At 73.4% G+C, this 14,497-nt stretch carries 17 protein-coding genes and 1 pseudogene; 16 read left to right on the top strand and 2 right to left on the bottom strand.

The features are described from left to right. Window positions 1-37 precede the first annotated feature (37 nt). From nhaA to ACYX4T_RS18545, 14 genes and pseudogenes are all read left to right on the top strand, one after another. Window positions 38-1,336, top strand: coding sequence for a Na+/H+ antiporter NhaA (gene nhaA / locus ACYX4T_RS18610; RefSeq protein WP_476010773.1), 1,299 nt, complete (start codon window positions 38-40; stop codon window positions 1,334-1,336). Window positions 1,337-1,487: 151 nt separating this feature from the next. Continuing rightward, window positions 1,488-2,597 (top strand): ParA family protein, encoded by a 1,110-nt coding sequence (locus ACYX4T_RS18605; RefSeq protein ID WP_476010772.1) that lies wholly within the window; start codon window positions 1,488-1,490, stop codon window positions 2,595-2,597. After that, window positions 2,594-3,376 (top strand): PadR family transcriptional regulator, encoded by a 783-nt coding sequence (locus tag ACYX4T_RS18600; RefSeq protein ID WP_476010771.1) that lies wholly within the window; start codon window positions 2,594-2,596, stop codon window positions 3,374-3,376. Before ACYX4T_RS18605 ends, ACYX4T_RS18600 begins: the two co-directional genes overlap by 4 nt. Before the next feature lie 446 nt (window positions 3,377-3,822). Beyond that, complete coding sequence (locus tag ACYX4T_RS18595; protein WP_476010770.1) at window positions 3,823-4,830, top strand: hypothetical protein; 1,008 nt, start codon at window positions 3,823-3,825, stop codon at window positions 4,828-4,830. Further along, entirely contained in the window at window positions 4,823-6,073 is a 1,251-nt protein-coding gene (locus tag ACYX4T_RS18590) for an SRPBCC family protein (RefSeq protein ID WP_476010769.1), read from the top strand. Before ACYX4T_RS18595 ends, ACYX4T_RS18590 begins: the two co-directional genes overlap by 8 nt. A gap of 101 nt (window positions 6,074-6,174) precedes the next feature. After that, entirely contained in the window at window positions 6,175-6,555 is a 381-nt protein-coding gene (gene gvpJ, locus ACYX4T_RS18585) for a gas vesicle protein GvpJ (protein ID WP_476010768.1), read from the top strand. 9 nt (window positions 6,556-6,564) lie between these two features. Then, entirely contained in the window at window positions 6,565-7,371 is an 807-nt protein-coding gene (locus ACYX4T_RS18580; RefSeq protein ID WP_476010767.1) for a GvpL/GvpF family gas vesicle protein, read from the top strand. Between the two features lie 7 nt (window positions 7,372-7,378). Next, window positions 7,379-7,615, top strand: a complete 237-nt coding sequence (locus tag ACYX4T_RS18575) for a gas vesicle protein GvpG (protein ID WP_476010766.1) — start codon at window positions 7,379-7,381, stop codon at window positions 7,613-7,615. Then, window positions 7,612-8,970: a gas vesicle protein GvpO gene (gvpO, locus tag ACYX4T_RS18570; RefSeq protein WP_476010765.1), complete on the top strand. Its 1,359-nt coding sequence runs from the start codon at window positions 7,612-7,614 to the stop codon at window positions 8,968-8,970. Before ACYX4T_RS18575 ends, gvpO begins: the two co-directional genes overlap by 4 nt. 36 nt (window positions 8,971-9,006) lie before the next feature. Then, a pseudogene (locus tag ACYX4T_RS18565) lies at window positions 9,007-9,369 on the top strand (gas vesicle protein); the annotation flags it as partial. A gap of 260 nt (window positions 9,370-9,629) precedes the next feature. Continuing rightward, complete coding sequence (locus ACYX4T_RS18560) at window positions 9,630-10,388, top strand: GvpL/GvpF family gas vesicle protein (RefSeq protein ID WP_476010764.1); 759 nt, start codon at window positions 9,630-9,632, stop codon at window positions 10,386-10,388. 41 nt (window positions 10,389-10,429) lie between these two features. Next, on the top strand, window positions 10,430-10,651 hold the full coding sequence (locus tag ACYX4T_RS18555) for a gas vesicle protein (protein ID WP_476015306.1): 222 nt from the start codon (window positions 10,430-10,432) through the stop codon (window positions 10,649-10,651). Continuing rightward, on the top strand, window positions 10,644-10,955 hold the full coding sequence (locus tag ACYX4T_RS18550) for a gas vesicle protein K (protein WP_476010763.1): 312 nt from the start codon (window positions 10,644-10,646) through the stop codon (window positions 10,953-10,955). The genes ACYX4T_RS18555 and ACYX4T_RS18550 overlap by 8 nt, the downstream gene beginning before the upstream one ends. Before the next feature lie 52 nt (window positions 10,956-11,007). Continuing rightward, window positions 11,008-11,493: an Asp23/Gls24 family envelope stress response protein gene (locus ACYX4T_RS18545; RefSeq protein ID WP_476010762.1), complete on the top strand. Its 486-nt coding sequence runs from the start codon at window positions 11,008-11,010 to the stop codon at window positions 11,491-11,493. A gap of 1 nt (window position 11,494) precedes the next feature. On the opposite strand, the gene ACYX4T_RS18540 is transcribed toward ACYX4T_RS18545, so the two are convergent. Next, window positions 11,495-12,103, bottom strand: coding sequence for a dTDP-4-dehydrorhamnose 3,5-epimerase family protein (locus tag ACYX4T_RS18540; RefSeq protein WP_476010761.1), 609 nt, complete (start codon window positions 12,101-12,103; stop codon window positions 11,495-11,497). A 60-nt stretch (window positions 12,104-12,163) separates the two neighbouring features. Here ACYX4T_RS18540 and rfbB point away from each other — a divergent pair, with 60 nt between their 5' ends. Together rfbB and rfbA are read left to right on the top strand one after the other, a co-directional pair. Next, the gene (gene rfbB, locus ACYX4T_RS18535) at window positions 12,164-13,180 is read left to right on the top strand and encodes a dTDP-glucose 4,6-dehydratase (RefSeq protein WP_476010760.1); all 1,017 of its coding nucleotides are present in this window, start codon (window positions 12,164-12,166) and stop codon (window positions 13,178-13,180) included. Further along, window positions 13,177-14,073 (top strand): glucose-1-phosphate thymidylyltransferase RfbA, encoded by an 897-nt coding sequence (rfbA, locus tag ACYX4T_RS18530; protein ID WP_476010759.1) that lies wholly within the window; start codon window positions 13,177-13,179, stop codon window positions 14,071-14,073. The genes rfbB and rfbA overlap by 4 nt, the downstream gene beginning before the upstream one ends. Here the strand turns inward: rfbA and ACYX4T_RS18525 are convergent. Continuing rightward, window positions 14,070-14,465, bottom strand: a complete 396-nt coding sequence (locus ACYX4T_RS18525) for a DUF2267 domain-containing protein (RefSeq protein WP_476010758.1) — start codon at window positions 14,463-14,465, stop codon at window positions 14,070-14,072. The genes rfbA and ACYX4T_RS18525 overlap by 4 nt on opposite strands. Between the last annotated feature and the right edge of the window lie 32 nt (window positions 14,466-14,497).

Below are 14,497 nucleotides of genomic sequence, written 5' to 3'. Positions count from 1 at the left end.
CGACAGTGATTGACGCCTGCCCTCCGGAGGATGATCCGTGGCCTCGTCGACACCCCGCCGCCTCTTCGCCCGCCGCTCGTGGGCAGAGACGGCGCGGATCGCGGACGTCCTGCGCCGCGAGACGGTGGGCGGGATCCTGCTGGTCTCCGCGGCGGCCGTGGCGCTGCTGTGGGCGAACTCGCCGTGGCGCGAGGCCTACACGACGCTCTCGGAGCTGCGGATCGGCCCGGCGGCGCTGCACCTCGACCTGACCCTCGCGACCTGGGCGGCCGACGGCCTGCTCGCGATCTTCTTCTTCGTCGCCGGGCTGGAGCTCAAGCGCGAGTTCGTCGCCGGCGACCTGCGGGAACCGTCGCGGGCGCTGCTCCCGGTGGCCGCCGCGGTCGGCGGCATGATCGCGCCGGCGATCATCTACACCGCCATCAACGTCGGCGGCGACGGCCTCGCGGGCTGGGCCATCCCGACCGCCACCGACATCGCGTTCGCGCTCTCGGTGCTCGCGCTCATCGGGTCCTGTCTGCCCGACGCGCTGCGGACCTTCCTGCTCACGCTCGCCGTCGTCGACGACCTGCTCGCCATCTCCATCATCGCGTTCTTCTACACCGACCAGCTGCAGTTCGTCCCGCTGCTGCTCGCGCTCCTGCCGCTGACGGTCTTCACGGTCCTGGTCCAGCGACGGGTCCGCTCGTGGTGGCTGCTGCTGCCGCTCGCGGTGCTGACCTGGGTGCTCGTGCACGAGTCCGGGGTGCACGCCACGGTGGCCGGCGTCCTGCTGGGCTTCGCGGTGCCGGTGGTCCGCAAGAAGGAGGGGCCCGGCCCCGGGCTCTCGGAGCACTTCGAGCACCGGTGGCGGCCGATCTCGGCCGGCGTGGCCGTCCCCATCTTCGCGTTCTTCGCGTCCGGCGTGACCGTCATCGGGGGCGGCCTGGGCGCCGCGTTCACCGACCGCATCACCCTGGGGATCATCGCGGGCCTGGTGGTGGGCAAGGTGGTCGGCATCCTCGGCGCGACCTGGCTCGTCCAACGGTTCACGCGCGCGCAGCTGTCCGAGGACCTGGCCTGGAGCGACGTGCTCGGCCTGTCGCTGCTGGCCGGCATCGGGTTCACGGTGTCGCTGCTCATCGGCGAGCTGGCGTTCGGCACGGCCAGCGAGGCCGACGACCACGTCAAGATCGGGGTGCTGACGGCGTCGCTGCTGGCCGCCCTGCTGGCGACGATCGTCCTGCGCTACCGCAACGCCGTGCACCGGCGTATTCACGAGGAGGAACGGGTCGACCGCGACCGGGACGACGTCCCCGACGTCTACGAGGAGGAGGCTCGCGAGCACGACCGGTGACGGCACCGCGCCGCGCGGTGCAACGGATTGCCCTGCCGGCCGGTCGTGCGTGCGACCGCGGGCGACGAGCGCTGCGGCCGAGTGGACGAAAGCGTCACCGGGTCCGGGTGTCGGCCTTGCCGGGGCGGGGGTGGGGCCGCACCCTCGCCGCATGACCGGACCGGCGGGCCGCGCCGCCCGCACCGCCACCGGCCGGCGACGTGGGTCCCGCACGGACCGTCCGGTGGAGCCGGTGCCCGCGCCGGAGCCCGTGGACCCCGTGCACACCGCTGTGGCGCCGGTGGCGTCCGTGGACCCGGTCGAACCCGCGCCCGACGGCGTCGACCGCGACGCGCTCGCCCGGACGATCGCGATGGTCAACGACAAGGGCGGGGTCGGGAAGACGTCGCTCGTCGCGAACCTCGCCGGACAGTTCGCCGCCGCCGGGTACCGCTGCCTGCTCGTCGACCTCAACCGGCAGGCCAACCTCGCCGACGACCTCGGCTTCCGCGACGGCCCCGCCGACGACCGCGGCGCGGGGCTGCTCGTGTCGGTCGTCGCCGGCACGCCGCTGCGCCCCGTCGAGGGTGTCCGCCCGGGTCTCGACGTCGTCGCGGGCGGGGCGCGGCTGGTCGACCTCGTGCCGCTCATGGTGTCGCGGGTCCAGGAGCAGGGCCGGGCCGCCTTCCTGGCGCTGGCCGAGGTGCTCGCGCCGGTCGCCGGCGACTACGACCTCGTGTTCGTCGACTGCCCGCCCGAGACCACGATCCTCACCGACCTCGCGCTCGCCGCGGCCCGCTGGGTGCTCATGCCGACCAAGTCCGACGGCGGCGGCCTGGTCGGGATGCGGCTGGTCGGCGAGCGCTTCGCCCTGGCCCGCGAGCTCAACCCGGACCTCGGGCTGCTCGGCGCCGTGCTGTTCGCGACCGGCTCGCGCTCGCGCGTCGTGCACGCCGAGGTCCGGGAGGCCGTCGGGCGCGCCTTCGGCGGGCACTCGCCGCTGTTCACGACGTCGATCCGGCACGCCGAGCGCACGGCCCAGGACGCGCGGCGTCTCGGTCGGCTGGCGCACGAGCTCGAGCAGGAGGTCGCGGCCCAGCCGGCCTGGTGGGCGGCGCTGCGTGAGGGTGGGACGAGCGCGACCGCCCGCCGGCTGTCGCCGACCGCTGCGAGCGTCGCCGGCGACTACCGCGACCTCGGCGTCGAGCTGCTGAACCTCCTGCGCACCGCCGAGGAGAGCCCGACCGCCGACGCCCGACCCGAGCAGGAGGCCACGTCGTGACCGCCGAGCCCACCACCTCCGCCGAGGGCCCCGACCTCAGCTCCGCCTTCGGGCGGCCGGCGGCGTCGAGCCTGCGCGGCCTGCTGCCGCCGCGGCCCCGGCGCAGCGCCGAGCAGGACGACCCCGCCCACGGGGCGGGCCGGGTGGAGCCGGACGGCCCGGCCGACGAGGACCTGGCGGACGAGGACCTGGCGGACGAGGACCGGGCGGACGAGGACCTGGCGGACGAGGACCTGGCGGACGAGGACCTGGCGGACGACGACCTGGCGGACGACGACCTGGCGGACGAGGAGCTGGTCGACGAGGCCCCGGCGCCCGCGGTCCCCGCCCCGCGCGAGCGGTGGGACCGGGCCGCCCGGCGGGAGCGTCGGGACACCGGGCGGCGGGCCGGGGACAGGGCCGACGCGGCTCCGGCCGTCCCGGCGCCGCGCGGCACCGGCACCGCCAACCACCGCTGGGGCTCGGTGCGGATGGCCTCGCGGGAGCACGTCGAGCTGCTCGTGCTCGTGGCGCTGCGGCGCGGCCCGGCGAGCGGACGCGAGCTCGCCGAGCGGCTGCGCGAGGACAGCGGCGGCGGGCTCGCTCCGCCCCCGACGACGGTCCAGCGGACCCTCCACCAGCTCGCGCGCCACGGACTCGTGGAGCGAGACGGGGACACCGCCCGGCGGCGGTACCGACTCACCACCTTGGGCATCCGCATCAGCCATGCCCGTGTGCGCGCGTGGCGAGCCATGCAGCGGGCGGTCGACGCCGTCGTGACCGCCGCCGACAAGGGCTGAATGCGGAATTATTTCCCGTTCTCGGAAGGCCATGACCCGCCCGGAGCTGTGCTCCGAGTGGACCACTGCCTCCGCGTGAATCCGGCAGCCGCACGACACCCGCGTGACGGATCGACCGTACCGACTACCGGCCGTACCCTCACGATCTCTTTGTGTCGTCACGCGAACGCGTACCGGGACAAGATCGTGCTTTCGGGCTACGAGAACCTTGCATCCTGACCAGCGGATCCTCGACAATCGGCGGTGGGAGTTTTCGCATCCGCTTCGCGCCCGAACGCCTGGTCCGTCAGCGTGCGCCCGTGATCGGTAATTGCGGCGAACGGCCTATCAACCATTTGATCTTCTCGGTCTAGCGCTTTCCGGAACGACGCGATGTAATGTCCGGCTCTGCAAGCGGCGGGCTGTGGTCCACCGCACTGGGGGACCAATCCGTTCGGAGGTGCACGGTGCCGGGAACCGGCCTGAAATTGGCCCTCGCGGTCATCGGCGGCTATCTGTTGGGCCGCACGAAGAAGATGAAGCTCGCCATCATGCTGGGCGGGGCGCTCGCCGGGAAGAAGATCACGACCGATCCCACGCAGCTGCTGGGCATGGTGACGAAGCTCGTGTCGGCCTCGCCGGAGCTCCAGAAGCTCGACCAGGCGGTCCGCGGGCGGCTGCTCGAGGCGGGCAAGGACGCCGCGCTGGCGGTTGCCAGCTCGCGCATGGAGGCGCTGACCGACAACCTGGTCAACCGCGTCGAGAACCTCGGCAAGCCCGCCGCGGACGCGACGGGTGCGGCCGGGCAGGCGGTCGGCGAGACCGCCGGTGCCGCGGGTGACGCCGTCGGCCAGGCCGGCGGCGCGGTCGGCGACGCCGCCTCGACGACGGGCAAGGCCGTCGGGGGTGCCGTCGGTGGCGCGGGCAGCGCTGTCGGCGGGGCCGCGCGCGGGCTGTCGGGCCGTGGCGGGCGTGGGAAGCAGGCCGAGGAGGAGCCCTCGGAGGAGGGCGTCGACGTCGCCGAGGAGATCGAGGACGCCGACGCCGACCGGGCCCCGGACGCCGAGGACGCCGAGGACGTCGACGAGACCGAGGACGTCGACGAGAGCGCCGGCGACGCGGGTGAGGACGAGTCCGGGGAGCGCGAGGAGCCGCAGCCGGCCCGCGCCTCGTCCGGATCGTCGGCGTCGTCCGGTCGTCGTCGTTCGACGAAGTCCTCCTCCGGTGGTGCGAGCGGCTCCGGGGGCTCGGCCGGCTCCTCCGGTGGCGAGCGGCGCCGTCGCTCCAGTTCGTCCTCCTCGGAGGACGGCGCGTCCTCGTCGCGGTCGACGAGCAACGGCGCGTCGCGCCGGTCGGGCTCGAGCGGTCGCTCGCGGTCGTCCTCGTCGTCCTCGTCCTCCACCGAGGGCACGTCCCGCAGCCGCGCGGCGGCCGGGTCGGGCTCGCGACGGACGGCGGCGAAGCGCGATGACTGAGGCAGCCACCGACGTCGCGTCCAACGGGCACCGGCCCGACACCGACGCCGGCTCCGGATCGCTCACCGACATCCTGCCGACCGATCGGCTCAAGCAGGCCGCGCAGGCCCTGCTCAAGGCCGCCACCGACAAGGCGGTCAACGCGGCGCTCGACCAGGTCGAGGGCCTCACCGGCAAGCTCACCGACGTCGCCGGGAACCCGGGCAACCTCGGCGCCGTGTTCGGTGGCTCGTCGGACGACGACGATGCGTCGAGCGGCGGCATCGGAGGGGCCCTGAAGGGCGGTCTCTCGACCGTGAAGGACAAGGCCCTGGGGGCGCTCGGCATGGGCGACGACGGCGACGGCGACGGCGACTCCGACGAGAGCGGCGGCGGGAGCGGCGGCGGCAACACCAGCGGCCGCGGCAAGTTCAAGTTCATGAACATCTACGAGGTCCAGGACGTCGGGGTGCCGCTGCGCGTCGCCTACGACCAGTGGACCCAGATGGCCGACTTCCCGAGCTTCATGAAGAAGGTCGAGACGGTCAACCAGGAGTCCGACGAGAAGGTCACCTGGACCGCGAAGGTGTTCTGGTCGCGCCGGTCGTGGGAGACCACGATCCGCGAGCAGGTGCCCGACAGCCACATCCTGTGGGTCTCGTCGGGGGCGAAGGGCTCGGCGGACGGCATCGTCACGTTCTCGGAGTTGGCGCCGAACCTCACGCGCATCGTCCTGATCATGGAGTACTACCCGCAGGGCTTCTTCGAGAAGACCGGCAACCTGTGGCGGGCGGTCGGCCGCCGGGCACGGCTGGAGTTCAAGCACTTCTGCCGCCACGTCATGATGGACACGCTGATCAACCGCGAGGAGCTCGAGGGCTGGCGCGGCGAGATCCGCGACAGCGAGGTCGTCAAGACCCACGAGGAAGCCCTCGAGGAGGAGCAGCGCGCGGCCGAGGCGGACCGCGAGGACGTCGACGACGAGTACGCCGACGAGGACGAGTACGTCGACGACGAGGCCGCCGAGGACGAGGACGACCTTGTCGCCGAGGACGAGGACGCCGACGAGGACCTCGAGGACGAGTACGACGACGAGGACCTCGAGGACGCCGACGACGACCTGGCGGACGAGGAGCTCGCCGACGACGAGCTCGAGGACGCCGAGGACGCCGAGGACGCCGAGGACGCCGAGGACGAGGTGTCAGAGGACGACGGCGACGCCGACCGTCCCCGCCGCTCCCGTCGGCAGCGCACCCCGGCCTGATCGCGCATCCCGGTTGAGACCACAGCCGGGCCGACCGTCACACCCCACGACGGCGCCGGCGTTCGCCGGCGCCGTCCCCCGACGCACTGGAAGGGGGCACGGTGACCGTCGCTAAACAGCAGGGCGGAGGCGTGCAGAAGGAGCCTCAGGGCGGGCTCGCGGAGGTCCTCGACCTCATCCTGGACAAGGGCCTCGTCATCGATGCGTTCGTCAAGGTGTCGCTGGTCGGCATCGAGCTCATCACCATCGACGCCCGCATCGTCGTCGCGAGCGTCGACACCTACCTGCGGTTCGCCGAGGCGACCAACCGCCTGGACCTGCACCAGAAGGGTGGCAAGGACCTCGGCCAGGTCGTCGGCGGCATGACCGAGGGCGCCACCCAGGGCGGGGCGAAAGGCAAGACCAAGGGCGTGCTCGACGCCGGCAAGGAGAAGTGGGACGAAGTGCGCGGTGAGCGTCAGAGCAACCGCGAGAAGGCGTAGGGGGCGGACGTGACCACGACGGAGGACACGAAGGGCGCCCAGGAGACCCGTCGGGGCTCCTACATCTACGGCATCGTGCCGGCCGGGGTGCGCATCCCGGACGGCCTCGACGCCATCCCGTACGGCGACCAGGACGGCGAGCTCGGCCTGGTCACCGAGGGGCGGCTGGCGGCGGTCGTCAGCGACGTCGCCGCCGATCGTGCCCTCGGCACCCGGCGGGACCTCATGGCCCACGAGGCCGTGCTGAACGCCATCGCGCAGGAGACCCCCGTGCTGCCGATGCGCTTCGGCGCGGTCGTCACCGACGACGACGCCGTCGCCGAGGAGCTCCTGGCCCCGCACCAGGACTACTTCGTGCGGGCGCTCGAGCAGCTCGAGGGCCACCTCGAGTTCCGCCTGCGCGGCGACTACGACCAGGACGCGGTCCTCGGTCGGATCGTCGAGGCCGACCCCCGCATCCAGCAGATGCGGGAGAAGATCGCCGGGGTCGACGAGGACGCGAGCTACTACGACCGCATCCGGCTCGGCGAGGCCATCTCGCAGGCGATGGATCAGATCCGCGAGGAGGACGCGCAGGCGTGCGTCGACGCCCTCGCGAAGTTCGCCGTCGCCACCGAGGTCAAGGAGGTCGGCGGGGACAACGGCGCCGTCCACCTGGCGTTCCTCGTCCGCACCGATCACCGCAGCGACTTCGAGCGCGCCGTCGACGAGCTCGGCGACTCGTGGTCGGGCCGGGTGGAGCTGCGGCTCATCGGTCCGACCGCGGCGTTCGACTTCCTGCCCGAGTTCGACGCGCCCGACGAGTCGCAGGCCTGAGGACGACGTGGGTTTCTTCACCGAGCTGCTCCTGCTGCCCCTGGCCCCGGTCCGCGGGGTCGCCTGGGTGGGCGAGAAGATCGCGGACCAGGTCGACCACCAGATGAACGACCCCGCGGTCATCCGGGCGCAGATCGACGAGCTCGACGCGGCCTTCGACCGGGGCGAGATCACCGAGGCCGACCGTGACGAGCAGCAGGAGGTCCTGCTGCAGCGTCTCGTGGGCGGCGGGGGTGGAGCGTGACCCGCTCGGCCGACACGCCGCCGCTGACCGACCAGGAACGCTCCCGCCGCCGTCGCCGCACCACCGGCGACGGCGGCGAGGGCGGCGGTGACCAGGAGCAGGCCGCCTCCCGCTCCGGGTCCGACGGGAACGGCACCGCACCCGACGGTGACCGTCCGCGGCGGCGGCGGACGTCCGACGACGCGGCGGAGCCCGAGCGGCCCCGCCGTCGGCGCCGGTCCGCCGGCTCCGACGAGGCCCCGACCGAGGACCGTCCGCGCCGCAAGCGCCGTCCTGCCGACGAGGGCTCGGGTGACGGGGCGGAGCGCGAGCGGCCGCGCCGGCGGAGGCGCTCGACCGAGGACGGGGCGACCGACGAGGATCGTCCCCGCCGCAAGCGCCGTCCCGCCGGCGAGGGCTCGGGGGACGCGACGTCGGGTGACGGGGCGGAGCCGGAGCGGCCGCGCCGGCGGAAGCGCCCGACCGAGGACGGGGCGACCGACGAGGATCGTCCCCGCCGCAAGCGCCGTCCCGCCGGCGAGGACCCGGGCGAGGACGCGGAGCAGGAGCGGCCGCGCCGGAAGCGGCGTCCCGCGGACGACGAGTCGGCCGAGAGCGACCGACCCCGCCGACGGCGTCGTCCCGAGGGCGACGGCGAGGAGCGTCCGCGTCGCCGGCGCACGGCCGCGGCCGGCACCGAAGGCAGCACGGAAGGGTCCGCCGAACAGGAACGCCCGCGCCGTGGTCGCCGGACCGCCGAGGACGGGTCGGACCAGGACCGTCCCCGACGGCGACGCCGTCCGGAGCCGGAACCGGAGGCCGAGGACGTCGACGCCGACGTCGCCGACGAGCCGGGGGACCGCGGCGACGAGGAGCCGGCCGGCGAGGCCGACGACCAGCCCGAGGACGACGTCGAGGACGGGGCGGACGAGGAGCTGGACGACCAGCCCGAGGACGACCTGGACGACGAGGCCGACGAGGACCTGGACGACGAGGCCGACGAGGCGGACGAGCCCGAGGACCTCGAGGACGAGGACCTGGACGACGAGGCGGAGGACGAGATCGACGAGCCGGAGCCCGAGCCGGAGCCGGAACCGGAGCCCGAGCCGCGGCCCAAGAAGATCCCCGCTCGCAAGATCGCTCGCTGGGCCGCGGAGCAGGTCCAGGAGATGAGCGGCAAGGAGAGCGAGGCGATCACCTCGGTGCGCAAGACCGAGGACGGGTACGTCGTCGGTCTCGAGGTCGTCGAGAGTCGCAAGATCCCCGAGACCAGTGACATCCTCGCCAGCTACGAGGCGGAAATGGACTCCGACGGCGAGCTGATCAGCTACCACCGGGTGAAGCGCTACACCCGGGGTCGCGGCGACGACGACTGATCGTCGGCCACCGGGGGGACACGAGAAGGAGAGATCATGAGTGACCCGGTGCGCTGGACCGGGCAGATGCCGTCCACCCCGAACCAGGGCGGTGGCCGTCAGCCGGCCGGTCAGGGCGGCGGGGACGGCACGAACCTCGCCGACATCCTCGAGCGGGTCCTCGACAAGGGCATCGTCATCGCGGGCGACGTCCAGATCAACCTGCTGGACATCGAGCTGCTGACGATCAAGCTGCGGTTGGTCGTGGCGTCGGTGGACCGGGCGAAGGAGATGGGCATCGACTGGTGGGAGCGCGACCCCACCCTCTCCTCGGGCCACCAGCAGCTCGAGGAGGAGAACCGCCGCCTGCGCGAGCGGCTCGAGGCACTCGAGGGTCGGAACGGCCAGGCGCCGTCGCTCGACCGCGTCGAGGACACCGACGACACCGACGACGCCGACGACGATGTCGAGGACGCCGACGTGGTGGACGACGACCTCGAGGAGGACCTCGAGGACGGCGTCGAGGAGGACGTGCCCGACGACGTCGAGGACGCCGAGGTCGTCGACGAGCCCGAACCGGAGCCGGAGCCCGCCCCGGCGCGCCGCCGCAGGAGCGAGCAGGGCGCGAGCCAGGAGCGGTCGGGTCGTCGGCGCGCCCCGCGCCGTCGGGAGGACGACCGGTGAGCGACAGGCTGACCTACGTCTACGCGATCGCCCGCGACGTCGGCGCCGTGTCCGGGCTGCAGGGCGTCGGCGGCGGCCCGGTCCGCACGATCGAGGTCGACGGCGTCACCGCCGTGGTGAGCGACGTCGACCGCGGCGAGTTCGAGGAGCGGGCGCTGGAGGAGCGGCTCGAGGACCTCGAGTGGCTGGCCGCGACGGCGCGGGCGCACCACCACGTCGTCGACACCCTCGGACGCGACCACCTGGTCGCCCCGCTCGCGCTCGCGACCGTGTACTTCGACGACGACCGGGTGCGGTCCGTCCTGGCCGAGGGCCGGGAGACGTTCGCGGCGGTGCTCGACCGTCTCGCGGGCCGGGCCGAGTGGGGCGTCAAGGTCTACGCCCGCAGGGGCGGGCGGAGCGCGCCGGCCGAGGAGGCCAAGCCGCGCTCGGGCGCCGAGTACCTGCGGGCACGGCGCAAGGCGCTGCGCGACACCGACTCCGCGCTCGACGACGCCCGCGAGGCCGCGGAGCAGGTCGACGACGCGGTCACCGCCCTCGCCGCCGCGACCCGCGCCCACCGCCTGCAGGACGCGCAGCTCTCCGGTGAGACCGACCCGATGGTCCTCAACCAGGCCTACCTCCTGCCCGTCGAGCGGGTCGACGAGCTGCGCGCGCTCCTCGCGTCCTACGCCGACCACCCCCGCGTCCGGGTCGAGCTCACCGGCCCGTGGGTGCCCTACTCCTTCGCGCAGGCGGCGCAGGGCGCGTCGTGACGGGGCCCGGCTCGGGCGAGCTCGAGCCCCGGGCGACGTCGTTGTTCGGGGACGAGGAGGTCGCGCTCGTCGACCTGCTGGACCGGCTCCTCGCCGGTGGCGTGGTGCTCGCGGGAGACGTGACGATCTCGCTCGCCGGCGTCGACCTCGTCCGCATCTCGCTGCGCGCGCTCATCACGTCGATCAGCCCGGTGGAGCGGCCGGGCACCCTCGCGGCGCGGACGGAACGCGCCGACCGGGAGCTGGAGGCCGGGCATGGCTGAGGAGAAGGAGGAGCCCGGTCACACCCGGACCAACCGCGTCGAGATCGACAAGGACGCGGTGCGCCGGGACCTCATGAAGCTGGTGCTGACGATCGTCGAGCTGCTGCGCCAGCTGATGGAGCGGCAGGCGATCCGGCGGGTGGAGCAGGGCGACCTCACCGAGCAGGAGGAGGAGGACCTCGGCACGTCGTTGATGCACCTCGCGGACGCGATGGACGAGCTCACCGAGCAGTTCGGGCTCACGCCGGCGGACCTCAACCTGGATCTCGGCCCCCTGGGCCCGCTGCTGCCCCGCGATCGCTGAGGATCGCCGATCCGGGCGACTCCCCCCGCCTGGTCCGGGGTATCTGGACGACATGACCAGCGCGGAGCGTCCGAGCAGCACCCCGTCCAGCCCGACCCCCACGGCGACCTCCGTCCCCGGTGCCGCCGGCGCCCCGACCACGGTCGAGGGCACCACCGAGGTCCTGCCGTCGGTGGTCCAGAAGGTGACGGCGTTCGCGGCCCGCGAGATCCCCGGGGTGGTCGCGCTGGGCGGCAGCACCTCGCGCGCGGTCGGCGCCGTGCGCCAGACGCTCACCGGCAACTCCGAGAACACCGCCGGCGTGCGCGTCGAGCTGGCCGAGCAGAAGGCGCACATCGGGCTCGACGTCGAGATCGAGTACGGCGTCGGTGCCCGCGAGCTGGTCCGCGCGCTGCGGCGTCACGTGCCGAAGGCCGTCGAGGAGATCGCCGGCGTCACGGTCGTCGAGCTCAACATCGTCATCACCGACGTCCACCTGCCCGGTGCGGACGTCGACGCCGACGCCGACCCGGTGGCGCCGCCGGCCGCGACGATCTGAGTCACGCCCTCAGCTCGTCCGCCCGCGCGTCGCAGGCCTCGATCGTCGGGAGCGCTCCGGCGGCCCGCGCGGCGGCGAGCGTCGGGGCGGCGCGGTCCTTGTCCGACAGCACGAGGTCCGCGGCGGCGACGTGGTCGGTCCACGGCAGCCCGAGGGCGGGGTCGAGCGGGTCGACCCCGTGCTCGGCGGACGGGTCGTAGGGCGTCGAGCAGAGGTAGCTCGTCACGGTGCCGTCCTCGAGCGCGAGGAACGCGTGCCCGAGGCCCTCGGACAGGTAGACCGCGGCCATCGACCCCGGGTCGAGACGGGCGGCGTCCCACCGCCCGAAGGTCGGCGACCCGACGCGGATGTCGACGACGACGTCGAGCACCGCGCCCGCCACGCAGTGCACGTACTTCGCCTGCCCCGGCGGCACGTCGGCGTAGTGGATCCCGCGCAGCACCCCGCGGCGGGACACGCTGGTGTTCGCCTGCGCCACGGTGAGCGGGTGGCCGACCGCCGCGGCGAACGGCCCGCCCTGGAACGGCGCGGCGAACGCGCCCCGGGCGTCCGGGAACACCGGCGGGGTGAACCGCCACGCCCCGGGCACCGCCAGCTCCTCGACCTCCACGTCGGGGGAGCCTAGGAGCGTGCGTGGGAGCATCGTCGGCAGACCTGTCCGAGGGGGACGATGAGTACGGTTCTGGTGACGGGCGCCGCGGGGTTCATCGGGTCGAACTTCGTGCGGTACTGGCGCGCGGAGCACCCGACCGACCGGGTGGTGTCGCTGGACGCGCTGACCTACGCCGGGGTGCGCGGCAACGTCGAGGGCCTTCACGGCGTGGAGTTCGTGCACGGGTCGATCGCGAACAGCGAGCTGGTGGAGCACCTGCTGCGCGCCCACGGCGTGGACGTGGTGGTGAACTTCGCCGCGGAGTCGCACAACAGCCTGGCGATCCTGCGCCCGGGCGACTTCTTCGCCACCAACGTGATGGGCACCCAGGGCCTGCTGGAAGCCGTGCGGCGGGTGGGGGTCTCCCGGTTCCACCACATCTCGACCTGCGAGGTCTACGGCGACCTCCCGCTGGACGTCGACGAGGCGTTCACCGAGGAGTCGCCGTACCGGCCGCGGACCCCGTACAACGCGGCCAAGGCCGGCGGTGACCACGTGGTGCGCGCCTACGGGCTGACCTACGGCGTGCCGGTGACGATCACCAACTGCGCCAACAACTACGGGCCCTTCCAGTTCCCGGAGAAGGTGATCCCGCTGTTCACCACCCGCGCGCTGGCCGGGGAGGCGCTGCCGCTCTACGCGTCGACGAAGAACCGCCGGGAGTGGCTGCACGTCGACGACCACGCCCGCGCCATCGACGCGGTGCTGCACCACGGCACCGTGGGGGAGACCTACAACGTCGGCTCCGGGCACGAGGTGGACGTCGAGGGCGTCGCGGACACGGTCCTGGGCGCGCTGGGGCTGGGGCCCGAGCTCAAGACGATCGTGCCGGACCGGCCCAGCCACGACCGTCGCTACCTGCTCGACTCCACGAAGCTGCGCACCGAGCTGGGGTGGGCGCCGCGGACCGGGTGGGACGAGGGGATCGCCGCCACCGTGGCCTGGTACCGCGACCACGAGGCGTGGTGGCGCCCGCTGATCGGGCGCAGCCCGGTCGTCGAGGGCGCCGAGAACAGCTGGGGTGACCAGCGGTGAAGGGCATCGTCCTGGCCGGCGGCAGCGGCAGCCGCCTGCACCCGGTGACCCGGGCGGTGTCCAAGCAGCTGCTGCCGGTCTACGACAAGCCGATGATCTACTACCCGATCTCGGTGCTCATGCTGGCCGGGATCCGCGACATCCTGGTCATCTCCACCCCGGTCGACCTGCCCGCGTTCCGGCGGCTGCTCGGCGACGGCAGCGAGCTCGGGCTGCGGCTCTCCTACGCCGAGCAGCCCGCGCCGAACGGGCTGGCCGAGGCGTTCCTCATCGGCGCCGACCACGTCGGTGACGACACCGCCGCGCTGGTGCTGGGCGACAACATCTTCCACGGCCAGGGCTTCGGCTCCATCCTGGCGGAGCAGGTCAGGCGGCTCGAGGCCGACAAGGGCTGCGTGCTGTTCGGCTACCCGGTGCGCGACCCGGGCCGCTACGGCGTCGGGGAGGCCGACGAGACGGGGCGGCTGCTCTCCATCGAGGAGAAACCCGCGGCGCCGCGGTCGAACCGGGCGATCACCGGGCTCTACTTCTACGACAACGACGTCCTCGACATCGCCGCCCGCCTCACACCGTCCGCGCGCGGCGAGCTCGAGATCACCGACGTCAACCGCGCCTACCTCGAGCGCGGCGACGCCCGCCTGTTCGACCTCGGGCGCGGGTTCGCCTGGCTCGACACCGGCACCCACGAATCACTGATCGAGGCCAGCCAGTACGTGCAGGTCCTCGAGCACCGCCAGGGCGTGCGCTTCGCGTGTCTCGAGGAGATCGCGCTGGCCAAGCGCTGGATCACGCCGGACCAGGCGCTGGCCCTCGGCGAGCGCCAGGCCAGCTCCGGCTACGGCGACTACGTCGTCGACGTCGCCCGCCGTGCCGGAGCTGGCGCGATCGGCTAGTGCTTCTCGACGGGCTCGGTGCCGAGGAAGTCCTGGAAGTCCTTCGGCAGCTGGCTGGTGAAGTTCTGCCACTCGCCGTCGGTCAGCGCCGTCTCGAGTCCCTTGGCGATCGAGCGGGCGTGCTGGCGCGCCTGGGCGACGGTGACGCCGTCACCCTCCTGCTCGGCGATGCGCTGGTAGAAGGTGTCGACGTCGAAGCGCTCGCCGGCACCCTCCGACGGCAGCGCGTCGGCCAGGCCGCCCGGCAGCTGGGAGGCCAGGTCCTTGGCCTCGCCGCCCTCGAGGCGCTGGCCGAGGACGGTGAGCGTCGCGCGGATCGCCCGCTCGGCGGCCGCGTTGTCCGGCAGGCCGAGGCTCTCCTTGACCGCGCTGACGAATTCGTGCTCCTGCATCGTTCTCCTCTCGCGCTTCGTGACCCACAGGG

This window comes from Actinomycetospora sp. ABD4_176 (genome assembly GCF_056311855.1).
The sequence above is the reverse complement of the archived record's forward strand: the minus strand, read 5'-3'. Positions and strand labels throughout refer to the sequence as shown.

Excerpts from the sequence above, each read along its gene's own strand:
- ACYX4T_RS18605 (WP_476010772.1), top strand. The coding sequence starts at position 1,488 with ATGACCGGACCGGCGGGCCGCGCCGCCCGCACCGCCACCGGCCGGCGA.
- ACYX4T_RS18525 (WP_476010758.1), bottom strand. The coding sequence starts at position 14,465 with ATGCAGGAGCACGAATTCGTCAGCGCGGTCAAGGAGAGCCTCGGCCTG.
- ACYX4T_RS18590 (WP_476010769.1), top strand. The coding sequence starts at position 4,823 with ATGACTGAGGCAGCCACCGACGTCGCGTCCAACGGGCACCGGCCCGAC.
- rfbB (WP_476010760.1), top strand. The coding sequence starts at position 12,164 with ATGAGTACGGTTCTGGTGACGGGCGCCGCGGGGTTCATCGGGTCGAAC.
- ACYX4T_RS18545 (WP_476010762.1), top strand. The coding sequence starts at position 11,008 with ATGACCAGCGCGGAGCGTCCGAGCAGCACCCCGTCCAGCCCGACCCCC.
- ACYX4T_RS18550 (WP_476010763.1), top strand. The coding sequence starts at position 10,644 with ATGGCTGAGGAGAAGGAGGAGCCCGGTCACACCCGGACCAACCGCGTC.